This is a genomic window from Corynebacterium kozikiae, from assembly GCF_024580965.1.
GTDB classification, from domain to species: domain Bacteria; phylum Actinomycetota; class Actinomycetes; order Mycobacteriales; family Mycobacteriaceae; genus Corynebacterium; species Corynebacterium kozikiae.
This window is the reverse complement of the sequence record NZ_JANIKJ010000011.1, coordinates 36,615-61,316: the sequence shown is the minus strand read 5'-3', so window position 1 is coordinate 61,316 and position 24,702 is coordinate 36,615. Positions and strand designations below refer to the sequence as shown.

Here is a 24,702-nt window from a genome sequence, read left to right as displayed (position 1 = left end):
GTGCTCCTCCTATATGCATGCAAGGTTCTCGCCAGAAAGTGGGCATAATGGGAAACCATGAGTGAAGAACGTAACGACGTGAACCAGCCTGACACGAACGCTGAAAGCCCCGCTGTTTCCCTCAGCGGTTCCGACCAAGTGGCAAAGGCCGCGGAACAGTGGAAGGAAAGCGCCCACCGCAACATCCCTGGCCTTGGTGACCTCCCCATCCCGGATGACACCGCGAACCTGCGCGAAGGCCCGAATCTGCACGACGGCCTGCTGGCCCTGCTCCCCCTCGTCGGTGTGTGGCGCGGCACCGGCCAAGCCGACACCCCAGAAGGTGGCCAATTCTCTTTTGGCCAGCAGCTCACCTTTGCCCATGATGGCGAAAACTACCTCACCTACGAGTCCCGCACGTGGCGCCTGGATGAAAATGGCCAATCCACCGGCCTTGAGGAGCGCGAAACCGGCTTCTGGCGGATCAACCTCAAGGATGAAATTGAGGTGGTTGCCGCGGGCGCTGCTGGCGTGGTGGAGATCTACTACGGGCAGCCGCTCAACGAGCGCGCCTGGGAGTTGGAGTCCGCTTCCACCATGGTCACCGCAACCGGCCCCACGGGATTCGGCCCAGGCAAGCGCCTGTATGGGCTCATGCCGAACAACAACCTTGGTTGGGTGGATGAGCGCGTGCGCGACGGCGAGCTCACCCCGAGGATGTCGGCTGAGCTGCAGCGCGTAATCGGCTAACGGCCCTCGATCGCTTGGGCAATGAGCGCCTCAATTTCGGCGGCGTTGTCCGGGCGGCGAAGTTTCGTGTCATTGATGCGCCTCACGCGCGCGGCCATGCGCACAGAGGACACCAGCCACACGGAGTCCGCTTTCTCCGTGAGGTACTCCAGGTCCATGTTGGTTTTGAGTTTGCAGTTCCACCCTTGGGCCTGAGCCACTTCAAAGAGGGCGGCTTGGGTGGTGCCGGGCAGGATATTGCCCTCGGGGGCAGGGGTGCGCAGTTTGTTGCCGCGCACGGTGACCACTGTTGAGGTGGCGCCTTCAAGAATGCGGTTGCCCTCGGTAAAGATCACGTCATCAAACCCGTGGGCCTGCGCCCAGCGCAACGCGGCCATGTTCGCCGCGTAGTTGAGGGTTTTTGCGCCCACCACCAGCCACGGCGCACCCGCCGGACTCGATGAGCCCTCCTCCGGGATGTCCAGGGTGTAGCCGCGCGGGGAGGTCATGACGCGCACGCCTTGCTCGCGCTGCGTGATGGTCTGTTCTGGCACGGCGCTCACGGTGAGCCAGGCGCTGGGAATGCCGGTGCTGGCGCGGCCGCGGGTGTAGGTCCACACGCACTTGGCGTCTTGATCCGTGCGGGCGAACCATTGGGCGGCCGCCTCCTGGGTGGCCCCGAGCCACTGGCTGGTATTGGGGGCGGGCAGGTCCAAAAGTTTCGCAGAACTCTGGAAACGCGCGGCGTGCATGGAGGCGTTGCAGACGCGGCCGCCGCGGAGGAGCAGCGTTTCAAAGACGCCGTCGCCACGGGTGACTGCGGCGTCGTCAACGAACACCAGGGGCAATTGCGGGGAGTGTTGCCGCATGGAACCACCGAAAGGTTCGATCACCACCACGATCGGATCTGGAGTACAACCCATGATGAATAGTATGCCCGATCACAGGCCAAAGCCGTGAGGCGGAATCGGCGCCAATTGGTGTGGGCTTGAACATGTTTTCTGTGCCCGAGCGAAAACGTCGGTAATCGCACTAGCATCGGGAGAATGAACTACAGCTCTGCTCTGCTTTCCACTCCACAGGCCGCGCCCTACATGGAGGGCGAGGTCCCCGAATTCGCCGGGGTTGCCTGGCATTATGGTGACCCGCTGAGTGAGCAGCGAAACTTCGACCGCGGCGGCGGAATTGTAGACCGCTCCAACCGCGTCGTGCTCAAGGTAGCGGGCCCGGACGCGGCAACGTTCCTCAACAACCTGCTCAGCCAGAAGCTTTCCGACGAGTCCCAGGCGGGCACGTGGGCGCTCGACCTTGACCCTCAAGGCAGGGTGTTGCACTACGCCGGCGTGATTGCTCATGAGGGGGCGTTCTTCCTGGACGTAAGCCCCAGGGGTGCGGACTCTCTGCAGAGTTACCTGGAGAAGATGGTGTTCTGGTCTGAGGTAGAGATCAGCCGCACTCAGCTTGGCTTGCTCTCGCTTGTCTCGGCGGCACCCCTGCCTCAGGTGGAGGATTTTGCTCTGCGCCGCGAGTACACCCTGGCCGGCTACCACTGCGTGGATGTGCTGGTGGAGGATCTGGAAGAGGCGGCTGCCACGCTGCAGCGAGACCTTGGGGTGAAGCTCACCGGGTTGATGGCCTACACCGCCCTCCGCGTGCGCGCCGTGGAGCCGGAGGTGGGCCTGGATTTGGATGAGAAGTCCATCCCCCACGAGTCCTGGCGGCTGCTGCACAACGCCGTACACCTAAACAAGGGTTGCTACCGGGGCCAGGAAACGGTGGCCAGGGTGGAAAACCTAGGTAGATCCCCCAGGGTCCTGGCCCTGGCGCACCTGGACGGTTCCGCCCCCGAGCTACCGCCGATTGGCGCCGAGATTCTTGCGGGAGGGCGCGCCGTTGGGCGCGTCGGCACCGTTGTGCATGACTTCGAGCTGGGGCCGATCGCGTTGGTTCTGCTCAAACGGAGCGCGGTAGGGGCCGGAACCGGGGTCGGGGTCGATTTGCGGACTGGCAACGGGGACGTGGCACTAATGCTGGACCGGGATTCGCTGCCGCCGGAGACGGAACAGGCGGGGCGCAAGGCGCAAGAGACGCTCCGTGGAAAATGACCCTCCGGGGGAAATGATCGCGCAGCGGGAGGAACGTTTCCCCAGCTAGGGGGGACGTTGCGACAAATCCGTGTGTTTGCGGCTATTGTGTCTAACAGGAATACATTTGTAAAGCTTATCGGAGCGTCCAAGTTCCCGGGACGCATCTCGCTACTCTCAAGGGGGTCATGCCATGGGTCGTGGACGCGCGAAGGCGAAGCAGACCAAGGTTGCACGTCAGTTGAAGTACAACACCCCAGACATGGATCTGGACTCGCTGCAGCGCGAGCTGTCTGGGAAGAACCCTCGCCCCCACCGCTCTGACGACGTACCAGCGGAATACGCGGAGTGGATTGAGGAAGAAGACTAACCTCAACGCCAAAGACCCCGCCCACCACACGGTGAGCGGGGTCTTTCGGGTGCATTAGGAGTTGGCCGGGTGAGCGCCGGTGAGCACTACCTTGGCCTCGCCTTCCTCGCTGGCACGGATGGTGCCCAGCTCCCAGGAGTCAATGTGGCGGGCAGCCAGCATGGCGAGCACGCGGTCGCGGTCCTTCGGGGCCACCACGGCCACCATGCCCACACCCATGTTGAAGGTCTTTTCCATCTCGCTCTGCGGCACCTGGCCCACAGATTCGATGAGGCGGAAAATCGGTCCGGGTGCCCAGGTTGCGCGGGACAACTCCGCGGTGAGCCCTTCTGGGATCACTCGCTCCAAGTTGCCCGCCAAGCCGCCACCGGTGACGTGGCAGAACGTGTGAACCTCGCACTCACCCGCCAGCGCCAAGCAGTCCAGGGCGTAGATGCGGGTTGGCTCCAGCAGCTCCTCACCCAAGGTGCGGCCAAGCTCCTCAATGTGGCCATCCAACGGCAAACCAGCCTTCTCCAGCAGCACATGGCGCGCCAGGGAGTAGCCGTTGGAGTGCAACCCGGAGGAGGCCATGGCGATCACCACGTCACCAGAGCGCACACGCTCAGGGCCAAGCACCTCATCGGCTTCCACTACGCCCACGGCGGTGGCGGAGACGTCGTAATGATCGGGCTCCATCACACCTGGGTGCTCCGCTGTCTCACCGCCGAGCAGCGCACAACCTGCCTGCACGCAGCCCTCCGCGATGCCGGCGACGATCTGCGCAACATGCTCCGGCACAACCTTGCCGATAGCGATGTAGTCCTGCAGGAACAGCGGCTCGGCTCCACACACCACCAGGTCATCCACACACATTGCCACGAGGTCGATGCCGATGGTGTCATGCTTGCCCATCGCCTGGGCCACGGCGAGTTTGGTTCCTACGCCGTCAGAACCCGCAGCCAGCAAAGGCTCACGGTACTTGCCCAGCGCGAATAGGCCTGCAAAGCCGCCAAGGCCGCCACGGACCTCAGGGCGGGTAGCTCGCTTGGCCAGGGGCGCGAACAGCTCCACGGCTTTGTCGCCGGCCTCAATGTCCACGCCTGCTGCGGCGTAAGAAACGCCTTCGTTGTGCTGCGTCATGGTTGGTCGGTGTTCCTTTACTAGTGTGTGCTTACAAAGTTGCTGAATGGGAAACGTGCTGTCTCGGATGGTCTGCCACGGGGCTGCTAGTCCACGCCGCCACAGGAGCTACGCTTCATGGCGCTGACGAGCTCCGCGTTGCGGTTGCCCAATGGCATGCCGATTGGGTATTCACCATCAAAGCATGCGGCACAGAGCTGCTCGCGTGGCTGCGCAGAGGCGGCGATCATTTCATCAATGGAAACGAACCCCAGGGAGTCCGCGCCGAGCGCCGAGCACACCGAGGCCACGATCTCTTCCTCGTTGTCACCGGTCACTGCGTTGGCGATCAACTCCCCCGGGCTTGCAAAGTCAATGCCGTAGAAGCAAGGCCACTTCACCGGCGGGCTGGCAATGCGCACATGTACCTCCGCCGCACCCGCCTCACGCAGCATGCGGATCAGGGCGCGCTGGGTGTTGCCACGCACGATTGAATCATCCACCACGATCAAGCGTTTGCCCGCAATGACCTCGCGCAGCGGGTTCAGCTTCAGCCGGATACCCAACTGGCGCAGGGTCTGCGAAGGCTGGATGAAGGTGCGGCCAACATAGGCGTTCTTCACCAAACCCTGGCCGAAGGGGATACCCGACTCCTGGGCGTAGCCCACCGCCGCCGGGTTGCCAGACTCGGGCACGGGAATTACCAGGTCAGCATCAGCGGGGCACTCCCTGGCCAAGCGGCGCCCGATTTCCAGGCGGGATTCATTGACGTTGCGGCCGTGGATGTTGGAATCCGGGCGAGCGAGGTAAACGTACTCAAACACGCAGGTCTTGCGTTCACCCGTGGCAAAGCGCTCGGAGTGCACCCCGGCGCCGTCAATCGCAATGAGCTCGCCGGGCTCCACCTCACGCACAAACGACGCGCCCACGATGTCCAGGGCGCAGGTTTCGCTGGCGACTACCCAGCCCGCCTCCAGCCGGCCGAGCACCAGTGGGCGGATGCCCCAAGGATCGCGGGCGGCGTAGAGCGTGTGGCCGTCGGTAATGGTGAGGCAGAAGGCGCCGCGGATGCGTGGCAGCAGCTCGCGGGCAGATTCCAGCACGCCGCGGCCCTCACCGACGCCGCGGGAGAGCAGGGCCGTCATGACGTCGGAGTCTGAGGGCTCCGTTTCCGGGTCCACTAGGCCAGCTTCACCGGCCTCACCCATCAGCTCCAGGTAGTTCACCAGGTTGCCATTGTGACAGAGGGCAATGTCGGTGCCGTCTTGAGCCACGCGGAACATTGGCTGGGAGTTTTCCCAGGTCACGCCGCCGGCAGTGCTGTAACGGGTGTGCCCGATGGCAACGTCGCCGCGCAGGGAATCCAGGGTTTGCTCATCGAATACTTGAGACACCAGGCCCAAGTCTTTGAACACCACCACTTGGTCACCGTCACCCACCGCAATTCCGGCGGCCTCTTGGCCGCGGTGCTGGAGGGCAAAGAGGCCAAAGTAGGTGAGCTTGGAGACGTCCTCGCTTGGAGCCCAGACGCCAAATACGCCGCACTCCTCCCTCGGGGATTGTTCACCTTGGTCATCCAGAGGTGAGATGGGAAGCATGGAATGCTCAGAAAGCTCAGACGGCTCGGTATTGAACGGGTGGTCAGATTGAGTTTGTGCCACGCCACCATGATAGTGCGTGCGTCAAGTATCGCCTAACAGGTTGCAGACACTTGCCAGCAGGCGGCAGGTGTTCGGCGCCTAGTTGGCCGTGAAGCGGAGCAGCGGCAGCCAGTGCGCCACCTCCCCGGCGCGGGTTCCCGAGCCAAACTTAGGCTCGTATTCACGCAGGCCGGTGGCAAGTTGCAGCCAAGTATGCGGGTCCACCTCCACCACATTTGGGGGTGTCCCTCGGGTATGACGCGGACCCTCGATGCACTGTATTGCCCCAAATGGAGGCACGCGTACTTCCACGGAACGGCCCGGCGCAATCCGCGCAAGCACCTCCAGTGTCTCCCGCACCGCCGCTGCTACCTGGGCACGAGCGGGCGCCGGGGCGGCGTCGGCCCCCTCTATCCATCCCTGCAGCCCCCTGGTTGCCTGATAGTCATTGTGTTCCTGTGTGCGAGGAATTGGGTTCATAATGATTCAGAATCCTACACCTCACATTTGGGCGGTGGCGTTGGGCTAGTATGACCTGCATGGCTTCCCCAAATTCATCGGTAACGCTGCGCTTTCTTGCCGCCCCCACGGATGTGTTGATGCAGGGCAACAGGGGTGTTGGCGGCGGGCGCGTGCTGGAGTGGATCGACAAAGCGGCCTACGCCTGCGCCGTGCAGTGGGCGCGGACCTACTGCGTGACCGCATACGTTGGCCACATTCACTTCACGCGGCCTATCCCATCGGGCCACATTGTGGAGGTTCGCTCCCGGATAGCCATGACCGGGCGTTCCAGCATGCACATCGTCAATGAGGTGCTTTCCGCCGATCCCCGCGAGGGCAAATTCACCCGCGCCTGCGACTGCCTGGTGATCTTTGTAGCCAAGGACCCCGACAGCGGCAAAGCCATGCCCGTGCCCTCCTACGAGCCGGACACCCCCGAGGAAATCCGCATCCACAACGCCGCACTCTCCCGCATTGATCTGCGCAAAGCTATCGAGGCGGAGATGGAGCAGCAAACCTACGACGGCCCCTCCGACGCCCCACGGCTGATCACCCGCTTCCTGGCCAAGCCCACCGACGTGAACTGGGGTGGCAAAGTCCACGGCGGTACCGCGATGGAATGGATCGACGAAGCCGGCGCCGCATGCACCATGGAGTGGTCCGGCGAGCACACCGTAGCCGTCTACGCCGGCGGCATTCGCTTCTACCAGCCAATCCAAATCGGCGACCTCATCGAGGTAGACGCCCGGCTCATGCGTACCGACGGCCGCGGCATGCAGATGTCCATCCACGTCCGCTCGGGCAATCCGAAGGGCGGGCGCAGCGAGCTGGAAACTGCGATCCACGCCACCGTGAGCTATGTAGCCGTGGACATTGACGGAAATCCTCTGCCCGCCCGGCAATTCATCCCCGTCACGGAGGAAGACAAGCGCCTTGCCGAACACGCGCAAATCCTGCGCGAACTCCGCGCCGAATACACCCCATTGCCGCTGATCCCGCAAGTGACGCAGCAGCGGATTGATTAGGGAGGTGTTATTAGAGAGGTGCTATTAGGTAGGTCCTAGTGGCCGGCGACCACGATCCACACCGCAACCAGGTGGATGATCGCCGCGATCACGGTGGCTAAGTGGAACACCTCATGGAAACCCAAGATCTTGGCTCTTTTCCCTGGCCACTGGAGGCCGTAGAACAGTGCACCCACCGTGTACACAATTCCGCCAGCGAACAACAGCCACACCACCGCCGGACCCGCGGTTACCCACAACTGCGGGATGAGCGGCACAATCAGCCAACCGAGCGCCAAATACACCACCACGTCCAGCCACCGAGGATGTTCAATCCACCACATGTTGAGCACCACCGCGCCAGCCGCCCCAATCCAGGAGGCGGTGAGGATCCACCAATTGCCGGGCAAGGCGATGAGGCAGAGTGGCGTGTAGGTGGCGGCGATGAACACGGCGATCATGGAGTGGTCCGCACGCCGCCACCAGTTGATCGCACTCAGTGACTTCCATGGGCCGCGGTGGTAGGCGGCGGACACCCCGAACAGCCCCACCACCCCGAGTGCATACACCAACACCCCAATGGCCTGCTGCCACGGCAGCACCATGAAGCCGTAGGTTGCAAGCACGGAACCACTCACTACGGAAAGCCACGAGGCAACCAAGTGGAACCAACCACGCATGGCGGGGCGCTGGCCGCGGTCGTAGACCCAGCGGCGCATCTCCTTGAGCGGGGATTCTGACAAATCCGTTGGGCGTGAGGTTGGGCGCTGCACTTTGGGTTGAGCGGCGTGGTTGCCCGGCGTTTGTAGCGCGGCGGCGTGCTGTGTGTGTTGTTCAGCGGTCATTGGGGCCAACTTACTGTTTGCTTCTCCACGGTTTCTTACTACACCGTAACTTATGGTGTGGGTGGAGAGCTACCGCAGGTAATGGGCGGTACCGAACTTCAACGCAATTGGCAGGAAGTTTTCAGGTTTGCTGCACAACCGCTGCCCCATTCGGGCTGTTGAACAATATCTAGCAAGGTCAGTGGCATAAATCTCAGTTTGAACAGGGGGCGGCGATCGCACAGGATGCATACAGAAAATTGAAAAGTGCAGGTCAGTGCCCTATGAAATTGTTTGCATAAACTTTGCGAAAACGTTCAACGCATGCCACACTGGTGGCATCGGTTGGTTCACACCGCCGTAGCAAACAAGTTCAGATTGGATCGTGCAAGGCTGCTTGCACATACCGCGCCGGTGGTTTGTTGAGGGACATTGCCACTGGCAGCGAGCAAGCAGGTTGACTCGTTTGAGGGCACCGTGGCTAAAGCGTTGAGGGGCGCTTTCCCGGTGTGCGAGGCAACTACCTTCTCACTTACGCGAATCGCGTACACGATCCGATCTGGACTTGTTTCGCTATTTGCGCAGGCGTGCCTGAACAGCGCTTGTAAAGATTTCCGACGCCCACCTCCTTCAACGCAAACGCAAAAAGCCGGTAGGGGCCATCTCAACGCACCCTACCGGCCTTCAGAACCTATCCCCGCTACTTATCCCCGCTGCGCAACGTAGCTCACGGCGTTGGCAAAGATGTCTTGCACCTCAATGCCTGGGATGTTTCGCATGAGCCCCTCGCGGAAGCGCTCCGGGTGGCCCATCTTGCCCAGGATGCGACCGTCGGCAGAGATGATGCCTTCGATGGCATAAGAGGAGCCGTTGGGGTTGGCTGGCGCGTCCATGGTGGGCTGGCCGGCGTGGTCCACGTACTGGAACGCCACCTGGCCCGCTGCGAAGAGCGCCTGGGCCTCCTGCTCACTCACTACAAAGCGGCCTTCGCCGTGGGAGACCGGCACCAATTGGCGCTGGCCTGGAGCAAAGGTGCTCAGCCATGGGGAGCGATCCGGGGAGGTGGCTACACGGGTCTCCGCAATCCGGGAGACGTGGCGCAGTTGGCGGTTGTGGGTAAGCGTTGGGGAATCCTCACGCTGCAGGGCCGGGTCACCGTATGGCAGGAAGCCGGACTTCACCAGCGCCTGGAAGCCGTTGCAGATGCCGAGCACAAGGCCGTCGCGGGCCGTGAAGTCCTTTAGGGCTTGGGCTACCTCTGCGGAACGCAAGAATGCCGCGATGAACTTGGCGGAGCCATCGGGTTCGTCACCAAGGGAGAAGCCGCCGGAGAACGCCAGGATGTGGGTGTTCGGGTCCGCCAACTTGGCGATGAACTGGCGGGTGTCCTCCTCCAGCATGGTCGGGGTGAGGTTGCGGATCACGTGGAACTCGGTGGTGGCACCAGCGGCCTCAAAGGCCTCCGCCATGTCATATTCGGAGTTCGTGCCAGGGAACACTGGAAGCAGCACGTGCACGCCGCCCCCACTCACTGCCCGCTGCGTAGCTGGATCCGTAGCCTGAGCGGCAGGAAGCTCGGTGGCAAAGGCCGGCAGTTCCTCGCCTTGCGCGGTGTTCAGCGGGTAGACCTCGCGGTAGCCGGACTCCAGGGCGTCCAGCGCCTGCGCCACGGTGAAGCTCTCCCCTGCCAGGTGCAGGGCAGCACTGGTGTTGGTGGTGCCCAGCAGTTGCGCGCCTGGAACCTCAGTGCCTGGGGCAACGGCCAGCACAATGGAGCCAATCGGCGCCTGCGGCAGGTCTGCCACTTCCAGGCCAACCTCGTTGCCTAGGACCATGTTCACCAGGGCGGAGCCGAGGCCGGACTCGGTCACCGCACTCGCAGCGGCCAGGCTGCCCGCCACGGCCAGTTCACGCACGGCGGCAAAGCTGGTGCGAAGCTGGGTGTAGTTCGGGTCGCCAGCCTCCAGCGGGGTGTGAGCCAGCAGGTAGAGCTCGTATTCGCCGGCTGGGATCGCGGCGGAGACGGTGTGCGAGGCATCCATTGCCGCAACCGCAAAGGTCACCAGGGTCGGTGGCACATGCAGGTCCTCGCCGTAGGTGCCGGACATGGAGTCCTTGCCACCGATCGCGGCCACCTGCAGGCCGTCCTGCGCCTCAAGGAGGCCGAGCAGCGCCTGAGTGACCTCACCCCAACGCTCGGGGTCCTGATCAAGGCGCTGGAAGTATTCCTGGACGCTGAGCCACGCGCCGCGGGCATCAGCACCAGCGGCTGCGAGCTTGGCCATGGCCTCCACCACTGAGTAGGAGCCCATGAGGAATGGGGATTCATCGGCCAGTCGCGGGGAGTATCCCCAGGTCATGACCGACGCCGTGGAGGTGCCACCTGCCAGCGGCAGGGTCTGCACGGAGGCCTGTTCGTCGGTCTTTTGGGTGCGCCCGCCGTAGGGCATGAGAACGGTGGAGCGGCCCACGGTGGCGTCGAACTGCTCGATCATGCCCTCCTGGGAACCGGAAGGCGCCTGCCGCAGAGCCTCCAGAATGGAGGCGGGTGTGGCTGGGGCGCTGGGCGCGTCGGAAGGAACCATTTCCACGGCCTGGGCGCGGTGGGCGCCGTTGGTGTCGATGAACTCGCGGGAGAGGTCGAAGACCAGCTCCTCGCCCATGAACATGCGCAGGCGGCCGGTGTCGGTAATCTCCGCCAGGGCCACTGCCTCGATGTTTTCTGCTGCGGCGGCCTCGATGAAAGTCTCGGCGTCCGCGGGGCGCACCACCACGGCCATGCGCTCCTGGGACTCGGAAATGGCGATCTCGCGGGCGTTGAGGCCGGCGTACTTCAGGGGGACGCGGTCCAGGTGGATGTCAATGGAATCGGCAAGCTCGCCTACCGCCACGGAAACGCCACCCGCACCGAAGTCATTGCAGCGCACAATCATCTGCGCCACCTCGGGCTTGCGGAATAGGCGCTGAATCTTGCGCTCGTTCACCGGGTTGCCCTTCTGGACCTCCGCGCCGGAGCGCGCCAGCGACTCCTCATCGTGAGCCTTGGAGGAACCAGTTGCGCCACCAACGCCGTCACGGCCTGTGCGCCCACCAAGGTAAATCACCACGTCACCGGGCTGCGGCTCCAGGCGCTTCACGTTCTCCACCGGGGCTGCAGCCACCACCGCGCCGAGCTCCATGCGTTTGGCCACATAGCCTGGGTGCACCAGCTCGCGGACACCCGTGGTGGCCAGGCCAATCTGGTTGCCGTAGGAGGAATAGCCGTGCGCGGCGCGGGTGGAAATGTCTGCCTGCGGCAGCTTGCCTTCCAACGTCTGCGAGCGCGGCGTGTTCACGTCACCAGCACCGGAAAGGCGCATCGCCTGATACACCCACGCGCGGCCAGACAGCGGGTCGCGGATCGCACCACCCAAACACGTAGACGCGCCGCCGAAAGGCTCAATCTCCGTGGGGTGATTATGGGTCTCATTCTTGAACATGAGCAACCACGGCTTCTCCGTGCCTTCCACGTCCACGTACACCGAGCAGGCGTTAATCTCCTCAGAGACTTCCTGATCATCCATCACACCGGTGCGGCGCAGCTCACGGCCCATGATTGTGCCCATATCCATGAGGGTGCGGGGCTTGCCGACGCGGCCATTCGCCTCACGCAGCTCCTCATAGCGCGCGAGCGCGCGATCCAGGAGGGGACCAAAGGTGGGCTCGGAATTGGCGATGCTGGTCAGCTCAGTGTTGAAGGTGGTGTGACGGCAGTGATCCGACCAATAGGTATCCAAGGCGGAAAGCTCCACCTCAGTAGGGGTGCGGCCTTCCCCACGGAAGTACTCCTGAGTGACCTTCAAGTCTGCAAGGCTCATGGCCATGCCAACGTCCTTGAGCAACGCCTGCAGGCCGGCGTCATCAAGCGTGAGGAAATCCGGGTAAGTGCGCAGCGGCTCCACCTCACCCATCTCGGGCTGACGCAGCACCGCCATGTCCTTTTCCCCCGACTCAACCGGGTTGATCAAAAACGCACGGATTGCCGCCAGCGCCTCAGCCGAAGGTGCGGGCTCGAACACAAAAAGCTCACCAGAGAAAATTGCCGCCTGAGTAGCCGGCTCGAGCAAGCGCAGGGCCTGCTCGGCGGCGTCGGCGCGCTGATCATACTGGCCGGGCAGCGGCTCCACCGAGAGGTGGGGCTGAGTGAGCAGGTCAGCCAGTTCCTGCTCAGTGAGCACAGAATCAATGCGCTCCTCCGCTACAACAGAGGCTTTGAGCGCTGCGAGGTCTTGTTCAGTGGCGGAAAAGACGTCATAGATATTGACAATCTTGAGCCCCTCAAGGCTCACCCCACCGAGGTTGTTCAAGGTCTCGCGCAGCGCGGATTCCTCATTGCGGAATTGTGGCTTACGGCGAACTGCCAGACGTGCGTCCATGAAAGTGTTCAGGCCTTCCAAAATGCGTGAAAGATTTTCCCCAATAACACTAGCTGGCTTGCACGCCTTAATACATTCTCGGAGCCTGCCTAGACTGGCAAATACTCCTCCAGCAGGTTGATGATCGCCATGTCATCCGGCTGCGTTGCGGAATCAAAACGGCCAACCACCTCCCCTTCCGGGGACACCACAAACTTTTCAAAATTCCAGGCAATATCCGGGCCGCTGCCCTTCAGGGCTTGAAACAGCGCGCTCGCATGTGGGCCATTGACGTCCGCCTTGGCCAAAATGGGAAACTCCACGCCAAAGTTCCTGGTGCAAAACTGGGCAATCTCCTGATTACTGCCCGGTTCCTGGCCACCAAACTGGTTGCAGGGCTGGGCGATCACAAAGAAACCCCGCTGGGCGTATTCCTCAAACAGCTCCTGCAGCGTTTCCAATTGTGGGGTGTAGCCGCACTCACTGGCGGTGTTCACCACCAAAAGGCAGTGGCCTGCCCAATTGGCCATGGTGGTAGTGGTGGCGTCGGGAAGCTCCACCTGCACATCAAAAATGTTCAACTTTGCTCCTCTACTGGACTTTGCCCGTTGCTTGGTTCACCAGCCATGCGTACTCGAACGCGGTTTGCTTCCAGCGGCCATAGCGGCCAGACACGCCACCGTGCCCCGCGGCCATCTCCGTTTTCAGCAAGAACTGCCCACCGGTGGCAGTGGCACGCAGCTTGGCAATCCACTTGGCCGGCTCCACGTAGAGCACGCGGGTGTCGTTAAGTGAGGTCACCGCCAGGATGTTTGGGTAGTCCTTGGCCTCCACGTTTTCATAGGGGGCGTAGCTCTTGATGTACTGGTACACCTCCGGGTCATGCAGCGGGTCACCCCACTCCTCCCACTCGCCCACCGTGAGCGGCAGCTCCGGCATCAGGATTGAGGTGAGGTTGTCCACAAACGGCACCACGGCCTCGATGGCCTTGAAGCGGTCGCCCGCCATGTTGGCCACCGCGCCCATGAGCAGGCCGCCGGCGGAGCCACCCTCAGCCACGAGCATTTCCCTGGTGGTGATGCCCTCGGCGAGCAGGTGGTCTGCCGCCGCGATGAAGTCCGTGAAGGTGTTTTTCTTTGCGAGCATCTTGCCGGAGTCATACCAACCGCGGCCCATCTCGCCACCACCACGGACGTGAGCCACCGCCCAAATCATCCCGCGGTCAAGCAGGGAAAGGCGGGAAACGGAAAAGCCCGGGTCAATGGAGGCCTCATAGGAACCATAGCCGTAGAGCAGCGTGGGGTTTGGCTTGGAAAGATCCAGGTCAGCTCGGTGGACGAGGGAAATGGGGACCTTGGTGCCGTCGGAAGCGCTTGCCCAGGCGCGGCTTGCCACGTAGTCCTCGCGGTTGTAGCCGCCTGGGATCTCCTGCTCTTTGAGGAGCTCGCGCTCACCGGTGGCCAGCCAGTAGTCGTAGAGCTGGCTGGGGGTGGTAAAGGAGCTGTACGAAAGGCGGATCACCGGCGCGTCCCATTCGGGGTGGCCCAGTGAGCTGGAGGTGTAGAGCGGCTCGTCGAAGGCGATCGGGCTGAAGGTGGACCAACCCTCGCGCACGTCCATCACCGAGGTGCGCATGATCGCGCCCTCGCGGTAGCCCAGAACCATGAAGTCACGGAACGTATCTACGCCCTCCACGCGGACGTCCTCGCGGTGCTGCACTAACTCGGGCATTGTGCGGAGGTCATAGGAATCCTGGCCCACCGGGGCATAGCTCAGCGAGAAGTTCGGGCCCCACACATTGTGCGTAAACACCCAGTAATCCTCACCAGCGACCACCGCATGATCAATCGAGTACTCCACACCCTGCTCACGCGGCAAAATGCAGCTGAACTGCCCCTCCGGGTTATCCATGGGAAGCACCCACATCTCCGAGGTTGTGCTGGAGGCCGCAGCGATCATCAAGAAGCGCTCGCTGCGTGTGCCGCCTACGCCCACGTTGAACTTCCCGTCTTCCTCGCGGAACACCAGGACATCCTCGCTGGGGTCCGTGCCCAAGCGGTGGCGCCACACGGACTCAGGGCGCCACGCGGAATCGGCGCGGACGTAGAACACGTACTCCTCCCCCGCCCAAGTGACGCCGTAGAACACATCCTCAATGATGTCCGGCAGCAGCTCGCCCGTCTCCAAGTCTTTGAAGTACAGGGTGAAGCGCTCATCACCTACCGTATCCACTGAGTAGGCCAAAAGGCGCCCAGAATCGGTCACCGCAGACGCGCCGAGGGCAAAAAACTCATGCCCCTTTGCCAGGGCGTTGTGGTCTAAGATGACCTGCTCCCCTTCCGGCGCGCCTTGCTCAGGCAGGATGGGGGCTCGCCAGAGGTCGGTGCCCTCGGCCACCGGGATGCGGCAGGAAATGCCGTAATCCTGGCCTTCGATGGTGCGGCCGTAATACCAATAGTTGCCGCTGCGCTGCGGGATGGAAAGATCCGTCTCCTTCACGCGAGACTTGATCTCCTGGAAGATGTTTTCACTCAGTTGCTCCAGCGGCTCCGTCACCTGCTGGGTATAGGCGTTTTCCGCCTCCAGGTAGGCGATGGTTTCCGATGAATCCTTCTCTCGCAGCCACTCATAGGGATCTTGCACTTGATCACCGTGGTGCGTGCGAATGAAAGGAACTTGCTTAGCGACGGGCGGCAGGTGACTCATTCCAAGATCATAACCCGCCCTCGCCGCGGTATGGGGTGAGGTGGTAGCCGGAAGGGAGGAGACAGGGGCGAAACTGAGAATTTATGGTGCGGCGATGACCGGTAGTTTTCTATTGAAAATCGCCGGCGCAAGCGGCTGCTGCACTAATGCTGCACCTTAGGGGCATTCCAAGGGTCTAAAAAAAATTTTTGCTTGGGGACTTGCACCCTCCTCCCACACCCCCTAGTATTCCTTAAAGAATCACAGCATCTACTTTTGAAAGGCAGCTTCATGCTCTCTTCTGGTTTCGACTTCACCCAGTTCAACAACATCATCCGCGCTATCTCCTCCGTGGTTGACCTCTTTGTGAAGCTCTCCAAGCTCGGCTAAGCCAGCAAAAACTCAAAGCGCGTTGAGGAAGCTCTTGCTTCCCAACGCGCTTTTTGCATTACTGGGCACCCTGGGCACACTGGGCACCCAGACGGAACCTAGACGCAGGTGCCAATCCAGCAGTTGAACTTCTCCCCGGTAATCCGTTCAAAAGCCTCCACGTAGCGTTCACGGGTTGCCTCCACCACGGAACCCGGCAGCGCCGGCGGCGGGGTTGGGCTATCGACGCTCCAACCGGACTTAGGGCTGGTCAGCCAGTTGCGCACGTACTGCTTGTCAAAGCTCGGCTGCACCTTGCCCTCCTGGTAGCCCTCCTTTGGCCAGTAGCGGGAGGAATCTGGGGTGAGCACTTCATCGGCCAACACCAGGTTGCCTTCCTCATCCAGGCCGAACTCAAACTTGGTGTCAGCCAAGATGATGCCCCGGGCCTCGGCGATCGCCGCGGCCTCGGAGTAGATCTTCAAGGTTGCAGCACGTAGCTCCTCGGCGCGGGCTTGGCCTAGTGAGTGGACTACGGCTTCGAAAGTCACGTTTTCGTCGTGATCGCCCTGCTCAGCCTTGGTTGCCGGGGTGAAGATCGGCTCCGGCAACTTGGAGGCCTCCACCAGACCTTCGGGCAGCTCAACGCCGCACACGGTGCCGGACTCCTGGTATTCCTTCAGGCCGGAGCCAGTGAGGTAGCCGCGGGCAACGCACTCGAACGGGAGCATCTTGAGCTTTTTGCAGACCATAGCGCGCCCCAAGACTTCCTCGGGGATTGCGGGATCGTCGATGTCCCCGGCAAGGTGGTTCGGGAAGTCGATGTGGTCAAAGAAGTACTTGCTCATTGCAGTGAGCACACGGCCCTTGTCCGGGATCTCCGGCTCCAGGACGTGGTCATAGGCAGAAATGCGGTCAGTCACCACCATGAGGAGGCGCTGATCGTCGATCTCGTAGATCTCGCGCACTTTGCCGGCGCTCAAATGCTTGTACTGAGACAATTCGGGACGCATGAGACGTTAGTGTAGACCCTTTTTGTGCGCCGTGAATAGTTCGCACCGCAACGCCCCCACCTACCGCAGGAGACAGCGGCACTGGGGGCGTCGGCACTGCTGAAGTGACTAGAGGATCTCGCCTGGGGTGTAGCGGGCGGCCTCAGGGTAGCGGTTGACCAGGTCGCTGATCCGCTTGAGCACGCGGGCGGTCTGGCTTTCGGCGGCACCGATGAATGCGTGGCGGTCAGCGAGGGCCTCCTCGAGCTGCTCGCGGGACATCGGCAGGCGCTCATCAGCGGCAAGGCGGGAGATCAGGTCCTGCTCACCGCCATTTTCGCGCATGTTCAGCGCAACGGCGACGGCATTCTCCTTGATCACCTCATGCGCGGTTTCACGGCCCACGCCCGCGCGCACCGCCGCCATGAGGATGCGGGTGGTGGCGAGGAACGGCAGGTAGCGCTCAAGCTCGCGGTCGATCATGGCGGGGAAGGCGCCGAACTCATCAAGGACCGTGAGAAAGGTCTCAAACATGCCGTCCAGGGCAAAGAAAGCGTCCGGCAGCGCCACGCGGCGAACCACGGAACAGAAGACGTCGCCCTCATTCCACTGCTGGCCGGAAAGATCCCCAACCATCGTGAGGTAGCCGCGCAGGATCACCTGGAAGCCGCCCACGCGCTCACAAGAACGGGCGTTCATCTTGTGCGGCATCGCGGAGGAACCAACCTGGCCCTCCTTGAAGCCCTCCGTCACAGTCTCATTGCCCGCCATCAGGCGAATCGTGTGAGCAAGTGACGACGGCCCCGCGCCAAGCTGCACGAGCGCGGAGACGGCGTCAAAGTCCAAGGAACGCGGGTAGACCTGGCCCACGGAATCGAACACCCGCGAAAAGCCCAGGTGATCAGCGATCTGGGTTTCCAGGGAGGCCAGCTTGGCTTCATCGCCGCCCATCAGGTCCAGCATGTCCTGGGCGGTGCCCATCGGGCCCTTGATGCCGCGCAGCGGGTACCTGCTCAGAATGTCCTCCACCCGGTCAATCGCAACCAAGGTTTCCTCCGCGGCGGAAGCGAAACGCTTGCCCAACGTAGTGGCCTGAGCAGCCACATTGTGCGAGCGCCCAGCCATCACCAACGACTTATACGCGCCCGCATGCTCACCAAGACGAGCCACCACAGCAACCGCCTTATCCCGCACCAACTGCAAGGAACGATAAATCTGGAGCTGCTCCACATTCTCCGTGAGATCACGCGAAGTCATGCCCTTGTGCACATGCTCAAAACCAGCCAGCGCATTGAACTCCTCAATGCGGGCCTTCACATCGTGGCGAGTCACCTTCTCCCGCTCAGCGATGCTCGCCAAATCCACATCCTCCACCACGGCCTCATAGGCGGTGATAGCCTCTGCGGGAATCTCCACACCGAGATCCTTCTGAGCCTTCATCACGGCAATCCAAAGCTGGCGTTCCATGATGATCTTCTGCTCAGGGCTCCACAGATTACTCAGCTCAGCGGAGGCATAACGATTGGAAAGGACATTTGCGATCTTTATCTTTTCAGCCACGCGTTCCATTATCGCACGGCGGGCGGGGTGGGTGTGGTTTGTGGTTTGTGTTGGTGGTGGGCTCGGTCTGTGGTTTGTGGTGGGCGCGGTTTGTGGTTGGTGGTGGGCGCGGATTTTGGGGCGAAATGTGCGTTGGTAGATAGCTAAAAGTCGATAGGACGGCGCGTTGGTCGATAGGAGCGGCGAATTTGAGGAAAATCGCGTCCTCCTATCGACTTTTAGCTATCGACTAACAGCATTGAGTGTGAAAACTGGAGGAGTTCTCAAAGACCTAGTGCGGCCCTCCGGGCAGAAAAAACTGCAACATTACGCTGACATTCGCAAGGAGCCCACCGCTCCGATTCATGATGATTACGTCGCCGGGCTCACCTTCGGAAACTGGGTACACCTTCCACCAAGGATCCACGCTACAGATCGAAATTCAAGGGTTAAGCAATTGAGCCGAATACCTATGGATTGAACATGCGCAACCGCGCAACTCACCGAAGGCCAATTCTCAAAGAAATCAATCTGCTTCAGTCACGCATGGCAATTGCATCGGAATTGCCAAAGCAATAGATCCTGGCGTCGGCACTTGGTTGCGAAACCAAAACACCAATCCCAAACCCCCTACCCCAGCCACTCCGCCAACCGCACCACCGCCTGGCGCGCTTGCTCCAAAGAGATGCAGAAGCTGATGCGGATGAATTTGTGGCCGGAGGTGGTGTCAAAGTCTTTACCTGGGGCAACGGCCACCCCGGTTTCCTCCAGCAGGTCGGCGGCCCAGGCTTCGGAGTCATCGGTGAGGTGGGAGACGTCCACCCAGAGGTAGAAGCCGCCGTCGGGCGGGGCGAAGCTCCCCAGGCCCAGCTTGGGAAGTTCGGCGGTGAGGTAGTCCCTCGTTTCGGCGTATTCGCGCACGTGGGAGCGCAATTCACTCAGTGAGTCGGGGGTGAAGGCCGCCAGGGCTGCGTGTTGGGCGATGGCGGGCGGGCAAAGGGCCAGGTTGGCCTGGAGGTTGTCAAAGGTCTCCACCAGGTGTTCCGGCATAATGAGCCAGCCCAGGCGCCAGCCGGTCATACAGAAGAACTTGGACATGGAGCCCACCGTGATGGCCTCGGGGCTGAATTGGCGGGCGGTTGCGGTTGTTTGGCCGTAGCTGATGCCGTGGTAGATCTCGTCAGAAAGCAACACAACGTCGCGGCGCTCGCACCACCTCGCGATGCGCTGCAGCTCGGCGGGATCGATGATGGTGCCCGTCGGGTTGTCCGGGCTGGTCACGATCACCATCTTGAGTTCACGCCCGCAGGCCTCCAGGTGTTCCACCGTGGGCTGATAGCGCGTTTCAGGCCCGCAGTCCAGCTCCACCACCTCCGCACCGAGTGCGTGCAGCGTGTTGCGGTAGGCGGGGTAGCCGGGGCGCGCCAGAGCCACGGCGTCACCTGGGGAAAGCAGCGCCAGGAAGGCCGCCACAAAGCCGCCGGAGGAGCCGGTGGTCACCACCACTTGCTCAGCGCGGGTGGGCGTGCCGTAGGTGTGTGCATGCCAACGGGCTATTGCCGCGCGCAGCTCGGGCAATCCGAGGGTCGCGGTATAGCCTAACGACGCCCCCACCAGGGCCTCTGAGGCCGCGGCCAACACAGGCCCCGGCGCCCCAGCCCGTGGTTGGCCCACGCACAGGAGGAGGGCATCCTCGCGTTGCTGCGCCTTGCCCAGGATCTGCATGACGCGGAAAGGCTCTACCTCACCGCGCGGGCTCGGGACCAGCATGTTAGATGTGGATTTCGCCGCGCACGGCCGGCAGGGCGATGTCACTGCGGTAGTGGCCACCGTCCAGGTGGATCTGCTCCAGCACCGCGTAGGCCTGCTCACGGGCCTGCTCCAAGGTGGCGCCAGTGCCTACCACGTTGAGCACGCGCCCACCTGCAGAAATCAGCTCACCGGCTTCATTGAAGGCAGTGCCGGCGTGGCGTACCTGCGGGTGATCCGCACCGGTGATCACATCGCCGGTGCGTGGGGTTTCTGGGTAGTTTGCTGCGGCGAGCACTACGGTAAGCGCGTATCCCGGCTTCCAGTCCAAGGCAGGCAGCTCAGCCAGGCGGCCCTCCGCCACGGCGAGCAGAACTTCCCCAAGAGGGGTGTTCAGCATGTCCAGTACCGCCTGGGTTTCTGGGTCACCGAAACGGCAGTTGAACTCCACCACGGCTGGCCCCTGCTCGCCCCACGCCAGACCCGCGTAGAGCAGGCCCGAGTAGGGGTTGCCCCTGGAGGCCATTTCCTTGGCCACAGGAATACACACTTCATCGACGATCCGCTGTACGCCATCCTCCGGCAGCCACGGCAGCGGGCAATATGCACCCATGCCGCCGGTGTTGGGCCCTTCATCATTATCGCGCACACGCTTGTGATCCTGCGCGGGCAGCAACGGCACCACGGTTTCACCGTCTACCAGGCAGAATAGGGACACCTCGGGGCCGTCCAGGAAGGACTCCAGCAGCACTGGGTTGCCGGCGGCAAGCACTGCGTCCACGTGGGCGCGGGCCTCGGCGCGGTCGTTAGTGACCACCACGCCCTTGCCGCCTGCCAGGCCGTCATCCTTGACCACGAATCGGGGGCCAAAGCGGTCCAGCGCGGCCTCGATTGCCGCATCGTCTGCGCCAGGGGTGATCTGCTCCGCATGCGCGGTACGTACCCCCGCTGCCTGCATGATGTCCTTGGCAAAGGCCTTGGAGCCCTCTATCTGAGCTGCGGCCTTGCTGGGCCCGAACACCTTGAAACCTGCGGCGCGGAGCACGTCGGAAACCCCCGCTACCAGCGGGATCTCGGGGCCGATGACCACAAGATCCGGGCGAACCTGCTCGGCGAGCGCCAGCATAGCCTCGGGGTTGGATACTGCGGTGGCCTCAGGGTAGACCGTTGCCATGCCGGCAATGCCCGCGTTACCTGGGGCAACGTGGACTTCCGTGACTTTGGGGTCTTTGCTCAGACCGAGTGCGATGGCGTGCTCGCGGGCACCAGAACCAATAACAAGAATGCGCATAGTGCCCCATCATATCTGCCGCGTGGTGCCATTCTGGGTATTATCGGCTGGCATGAGCAGTGTATTCAGCAAGATCATTGCAGGTGAACTACCCGGAACCTTCATCTACCGCGATGACACGGTGGTGGCCTTTCTCACTATCGAGCCGCTCGCGTACGGCCACACCCTAGTAGTGCCGGTGGAAGAAGTAGATCGCTGGACGGACCTCGAGCCCGCAACCTGGGTGCATCTCAACGAGGTGGCGCAGGAGATCGGGCAGGCGATCACCAAGGCGTTCGATGCGCCGCGTGCCGGGTACATCATTGCGGGTTTCGACGTCCCGCACACCCACATTCACCTCTTCCCTACCAGCAAAATGGCGGATTATGACTTCTCCGCTGCCATCCCAATGGATCAGACTGACCCGGCGCGGATGACCGCGGCCGCCGAGGCGCTGCGCGCGGAACTGGGCACCGACGCCTCCGGCCGCAGGTAGCTCGTGCTCTTCGCGCGCCTGATTCCGCCGATGGGCGTGTTGCCAACCTCCCCGCAGTGGGTGGAGGGGGCAGCGCCACCGGTGGTCTTTTTGCATGGCGTGCTGGGCTCACCGGGGAATTTTGAGCGTCCCGCGGCTGTGCTCGCGGCACAGGGCAGGGCGTTTTTTGCCCCGGCATACGGCAACCACGGCACCGCCGCGCTGGAGCGTTCCTATGCGGAGTTGGAAAAGTACTTTGCCGGGTTGCGCCGCCAGGGCATAGGCAGGGTGGATATCGTGGGCCACTCGGCGGGCGGACACATGGGATTGCACATCGCGCACGCCTTCCCTGGGATGGTGCGCAGGTTGGTGGGGCTCGGTGCGGCGTATCGGGGGACGCCGCGGCGGCTGCTTTCCGCGCCGGGGATGAGCCCGGCTGTGCGTCTTCTGCTTGGCGACGCCCTCCTGGGATTCAGCCGCCCCTTTGAGGCGCAGGCACCGGAGGGTGTCGAGGTGCTGAGCGTGTACTCCACCAATGATTTTGTGGTGCCACAGGCCACGGCCACCTTAGGCGCCACATATGAGATTGTGGGCCCGCGGCACGACCAACTCCCGCGGCTTGCCAATCTGATTGTTGCCGCCCTTGAGGTTGAAGACGTGGAGCAGTTTAAGGTGCCTCGGACTCTGTGGTAGCTCCCACCGATCCTGCTCCCGGATTCTGCGGGTAGGCGGGCAACTCCACGCTGAAGGTGGTGCCTTTCCCCAGTTCGCTACGAACGCTGACCTGGCCGCCGTGCGATTCCACGAGGGATTTCACGATTGCCAGCCCCAGCCCGGAGCCGCCACCACCGGTGGCTCGGGTGCGGGAGGCATCCGTGCGGTAGAAACGCTCGAAAATGTGGGAGGCGTCTTCTGCGGCGATGCCCACGCCGTTGTCGATCACATCCACCACCACGGTGTTCGCGTCCGGGTTATCCCCGTTGCGCAGAAGCACCTTCACCTGGGCGTCCGGGCCTGCGTGCTTGAGTGCATTCACCGTGAGGTTGGTGAACACCTGGTGAAGGCGGGAGACATCACCACACACCACCGGCACACCTGAATACTCAGAGGCCACGGCGATCTCCCGGTCTGGGAACGCGCCGCGTAGCGAGGTAGTCACAGCGAGCACGGTTTCCAACAAGTCCACCGGAGCTTCCTCAAAGCGGGCGCCCTCGGCGCGGGTGAGCGCCAGGAGGTCTTCCACCAGCAGGCTCATGCGCTGGGCCTCCTCCTGGATTTTGGAGATCACCTTGTCTGCATCATTGGTGGCGCCAGAGGAGTAGAGTTCCGCATAGCCTTTCACGCTGGTCAGCGGGGTTCTCAGCTCGTGGGAAGCATCGCCAACGAAGCGGCGCATCTGCTCTTCTTTTGCCTGCAGTTCCACAATGGACCCCTGGAGGCGCTCCATCATTACGTTCATGGAGTTTGCCACCGCACCCACCTCGGTGTGTGCTGGGGCCTCGGGGACGCGGGCGTCGAGATTGCCCTCCGCGATGGTGCGGGCGGTGCGCTCCACTTCTCGCAGGGGGCGCAGGGCGCGGCGGATGAGGAAGAAGCTCAGCACCGCGATGACCACCAGGTAGAGCACGCCGATCACCATCTGGCCGTAGGCGGTGCGGTGCAGCGTGTTGGATTCCTCAGTGGTGTTCTTGGCCACCACCGTGATTACGTTGTTGCTGCTGTGCGCGAGCGCGCGCCACTGCTGCAGGGAACCACCTTCCGAGCCGATCTCCTGGGGGTCGCCGATGTAAAGCTGGGTGAGGTCGGGGGAGGCTTCGTTGTCGTTGTAGACCACCATCGAGCCGTCTGGGAAGATCTTGGCCACATAGAAGTCCGTGGGCGGGCGCGAACCAATCCCTTGGTCCGCCAGGAAGAGCGAGTCCTGGCGCGCCCAGCCGTCGAGGCCGCGATGCAGCTCCTCATCAATGCGGGCGTAGGTGAAGTTCTCCATGGTCTTATAAACCGCGTAGGAGCTCAGGAGCACGCCGAATGCGGAGACAAAGAAGACAATGATGAGCAGCCCGGCGGTCAGCGGCATCGCCGAAAGCCGAAAGGAGAGCTTGGAACGCACCCGCGCGAAACGCTGGGAATTTCGGAGCGACATTAGGAGCGCGGGGTCCTGAGTACGTAGCCTACGCCGCGGACGGTGTGGATAAGGGCCGGCTCCTGGGTGTCAATTTTGCGGCGCAGGTAGGAGATGTAGGATTCCACCACGTTGCCGTCGCCACCGAAGTCATAGTGCCACACCGCATCCAGGATCTTCGCCTTGGAAAGCACCACCTCGGAGTTGAGCATAAGGTAGCGCAGCAGGTTGAACTCGGTGGGCGAAAGCTCCACGATCTGCCCGGCCTTGGTAACCTCGTGGGTCTCGTCATTCAGCGTGAGGTCGGCATAGGTCAAGGTGGCACCATCGTCTTCTTCCTCGATCACGGAGGCACCCCGACGCAGGATCACGCGCAAGCGCGTGATCACCTCCTCTAGGGAAAACGGCTTGGTCACATAATCGTCTGCGCCGATGGTCAGACCGTGGATTCGATTTTCCACTGCATCCTTAGCGGTGAGAAACAGCACTGGGCCATCGAATCCTGCCGCGCGCAGTTTGGGAAGCAGCTCAAAACCGTCCATGCCGGGCATCATCACGTCCAGGATGAAGGCATCTGGTTGGAACTCGCCCGCCACCTGGAGGGCTTCGGTTCCGCTGGTGGCGGTGGCCACCTCAAATCCTTGAAACTTCAGGCTCACGGTGAGCAGTTCAACGATGTTCGGCTCATCGTCTACAACGAGCACGCGGGTTGCAGAATCGTTCATGGGTTCCATTGTGCAGCATCCTTTGAAAAACGAGGGTTCAATCAAGCGAATTCAAGCGAAGTGTGCGCGCCCTCGCTGGCAGCAACCCCTCCCCCGAGCTGGGTGCGAGCTGGGAGCTCACTGGGGATTGCCCAGCCATCTGCGGCGCTG

General features: G+C 62.4%; 20 protein-coding genes. 6 read left to right on the top strand and 14 right to left on the bottom strand.

All coding sequences use genetic code 11. The features are described 5' to 3' along the window. The first annotated feature begins 57 nt into the window (after window positions 1-57). On the top strand, window positions 58-729 hold the full coding sequence (locus tag NQ018_RS07910) for a heme-binding beta-barrel domain-containing protein (protein WP_257060196.1): 672 nt from the start codon (window positions 58-60) through the stop codon (window positions 727-729). Here NQ018_RS07910 and NQ018_RS07905 read toward each other — a convergent pair. Next, a complete protein-coding gene (locus NQ018_RS07905) occupies window positions 726-1,631 on the bottom strand; it encodes an aminodeoxychorismate lyase (RefSeq protein WP_257039151.1) in 906 nt (301 codons plus the stop codon). The two genes, NQ018_RS07910 and NQ018_RS07905, sit on opposite strands and share 4 nt — an antisense overlap. A 123-nt stretch (window positions 1,632-1,754) precedes the next feature. On the opposite strand from NQ018_RS07905, the gene ygfZ reads away from it, so the two are divergent. Next, window positions 1,755-2,813, top strand: coding sequence for a CAF17-like 4Fe-4S cluster assembly/insertion protein YgfZ (gene ygfZ, locus NQ018_RS07900; RefSeq protein WP_257060195.1), 1,059 nt, complete (start codon window positions 1,755-1,757; stop codon window positions 2,811-2,813). A gap of 172 nt (window positions 2,814-2,985) precedes the next feature. Then, window positions 2,986-3,162, top strand: coding sequence for a DUF3073 domain-containing protein (locus tag NQ018_RS07895; protein WP_257039149.1), 177 nt, complete (start codon window positions 2,986-2,988; stop codon window positions 3,160-3,162). A gap of 54 nt (window positions 3,163-3,216) precedes the next feature. On the opposite strand, the gene purM is transcribed toward NQ018_RS07895, so the two are convergent. From purM to NQ018_RS07880, 3 genes are all read right to left on the bottom strand, one after another. Next, window positions 3,217-4,284 (bottom strand): phosphoribosylformylglycinamidine cyclo-ligase, encoded by a 1,068-nt coding sequence (gene purM, locus NQ018_RS07890; protein ID WP_257060194.1) that lies wholly within the window; start codon window positions 4,282-4,284, stop codon window positions 3,217-3,219. A gap of 86 nt (window positions 4,285-4,370) precedes the next feature. Then, window positions 4,371-5,861, bottom strand: a complete 1,491-nt coding sequence (purF, locus tag NQ018_RS07885; RefSeq protein WP_257039162.1) for an amidophosphoribosyltransferase — start codon at window positions 5,859-5,861, stop codon at window positions 4,371-4,373. Window positions 5,862-6,002: 141 nt separating this feature from the next. Further along, a complete protein-coding gene (locus NQ018_RS07880; protein ID WP_257053688.1) occupies window positions 6,003-6,383 on the bottom strand; it encodes a sterol carrier family protein in 381 nt (126 codons plus the stop codon). A 59-nt stretch (window positions 6,384-6,442) separates the two neighbouring features. On the opposite strand from NQ018_RS07880, the gene NQ018_RS07875 reads away from it, so the two are divergent. Then, the gene (locus tag NQ018_RS07875; protein WP_373566923.1) at window positions 6,443-7,429 is read left to right on the top strand and encodes an acyl-CoA thioesterase; all 987 of its coding nucleotides are present in this window, start codon (window positions 6,443-6,445) and stop codon (window positions 7,427-7,429) included. Window positions 7,430-7,464: 35 nt separating this feature from the next. Here the strand turns inward: NQ018_RS07875 and trhA are convergent, their stop codons facing one another. From trhA to purD, 8 genes are all read right to left on the bottom strand, one after another. Then, window positions 7,465-8,127 carry a PAQR family membrane homeostasis protein TrhA gene (gene trhA / locus NQ018_RS07870; RefSeq protein WP_257060212.1) on the bottom strand — a complete coding sequence of 221 codons (663 nt, stop codon included), beginning with the start codon at window positions 8,125-8,127 and terminating at the stop codon, window positions 7,465-7,467. Between the two features lie 809 nt (window positions 8,128-8,936). After that, window positions 8,937-12,647 carry a phosphoribosylformylglycinamidine synthase gene (locus NQ018_RS07865; protein WP_257060192.1) on the bottom strand — a complete coding sequence of 1,237 codons (3,711 nt, stop codon included), beginning with the start codon at window positions 12,645-12,647 and terminating at the stop codon, window positions 8,937-8,939. Window positions 12,648-12,736: 89 nt separating this feature from the next. Then, window positions 12,737-13,207, bottom strand: a complete 471-nt coding sequence (locus NQ018_RS07860) for a glutathione peroxidase (RefSeq protein ID WP_257060191.1) — start codon at window positions 13,205-13,207, stop codon at window positions 12,737-12,739. Window positions 13,208-13,217: 10 nt separating this feature from the next. Further along, complete coding sequence (locus NQ018_RS07855; protein ID WP_257060188.1) at window positions 13,218-15,332, bottom strand: S9 family peptidase; 2,115 nt, start codon at window positions 15,330-15,332, stop codon at window positions 13,218-13,220. A 467-nt stretch (window positions 15,333-15,799) separates the two neighbouring features. Then, window positions 15,800-16,693, bottom strand: coding sequence for a phosphoribosylaminoimidazolesuccinocarboxamide synthase (locus tag NQ018_RS07850; RefSeq protein ID WP_257039377.1), 894 nt, complete (start codon window positions 16,691-16,693; stop codon window positions 15,800-15,802). Window positions 16,694-16,801: 108 nt separating this feature from the next. Continuing rightward, window positions 16,802-18,241, bottom strand: coding sequence for an adenylosuccinate lyase (gene purB, locus NQ018_RS07845; protein ID WP_257060187.1), 1,440 nt, complete (start codon window positions 18,239-18,241; stop codon window positions 16,802-16,804). 600 nt (window positions 18,242-18,841) lie between these two features. Further along, a complete protein-coding gene (locus NQ018_RS07840; protein WP_257060210.1) occupies window positions 18,842-19,978 on the bottom strand; it encodes a pyridoxal phosphate-dependent aminotransferase in 1,137 nt (378 codons plus the stop codon). A 4-nt stretch (window positions 19,979-19,982) separates the two neighbouring features. After that, window positions 19,983-21,251 (bottom strand): phosphoribosylamine--glycine ligase, encoded by a 1,269-nt coding sequence (purD, locus tag NQ018_RS07835; RefSeq protein ID WP_257060185.1) that lies wholly within the window; start codon window positions 21,249-21,251, stop codon window positions 19,983-19,985. Window positions 21,252-21,303: 52 nt separating this feature from the next. Here purD and NQ018_RS07830 point away from each other — a divergent pair, with 52 nt between their 5' ends. After that, on the top strand, window positions 21,304-21,726 hold the full coding sequence (locus tag NQ018_RS07830) for an HIT family protein (protein WP_257060184.1): 423 nt from the start codon (window positions 21,304-21,306) through the stop codon (window positions 21,724-21,726). A gap of 3 nt (window positions 21,727-21,729) precedes the next feature. Then, window positions 21,730-22,398 carry an alpha/beta fold hydrolase gene (locus NQ018_RS07825; protein WP_257060183.1) on the top strand — a complete coding sequence of 223 codons (669 nt, stop codon included), beginning with the start codon at window positions 21,730-21,732 and terminating at the stop codon, window positions 22,396-22,398. Here the strand turns inward: NQ018_RS07825 and NQ018_RS07820 are convergent. Next, window positions 22,373-23,848, bottom strand: a complete 1,476-nt coding sequence (locus tag NQ018_RS07820; RefSeq protein ID WP_257060181.1) for a sensor histidine kinase — start codon at window positions 23,846-23,848, stop codon at window positions 22,373-22,375. The genes NQ018_RS07825 and NQ018_RS07820 overlap by 26 nt on opposite strands. Beyond that, a complete protein-coding gene (locus tag NQ018_RS07815) occupies window positions 23,848-24,561 on the bottom strand; it encodes a response regulator transcription factor (RefSeq protein ID WP_257038983.1) in 714 nt (237 codons plus the stop codon). Before NQ018_RS07815 ends, NQ018_RS07820 begins: the two co-directional genes overlap by 1 nt. Window positions 24,562-24,702 lie beyond the last annotated feature (141 nt).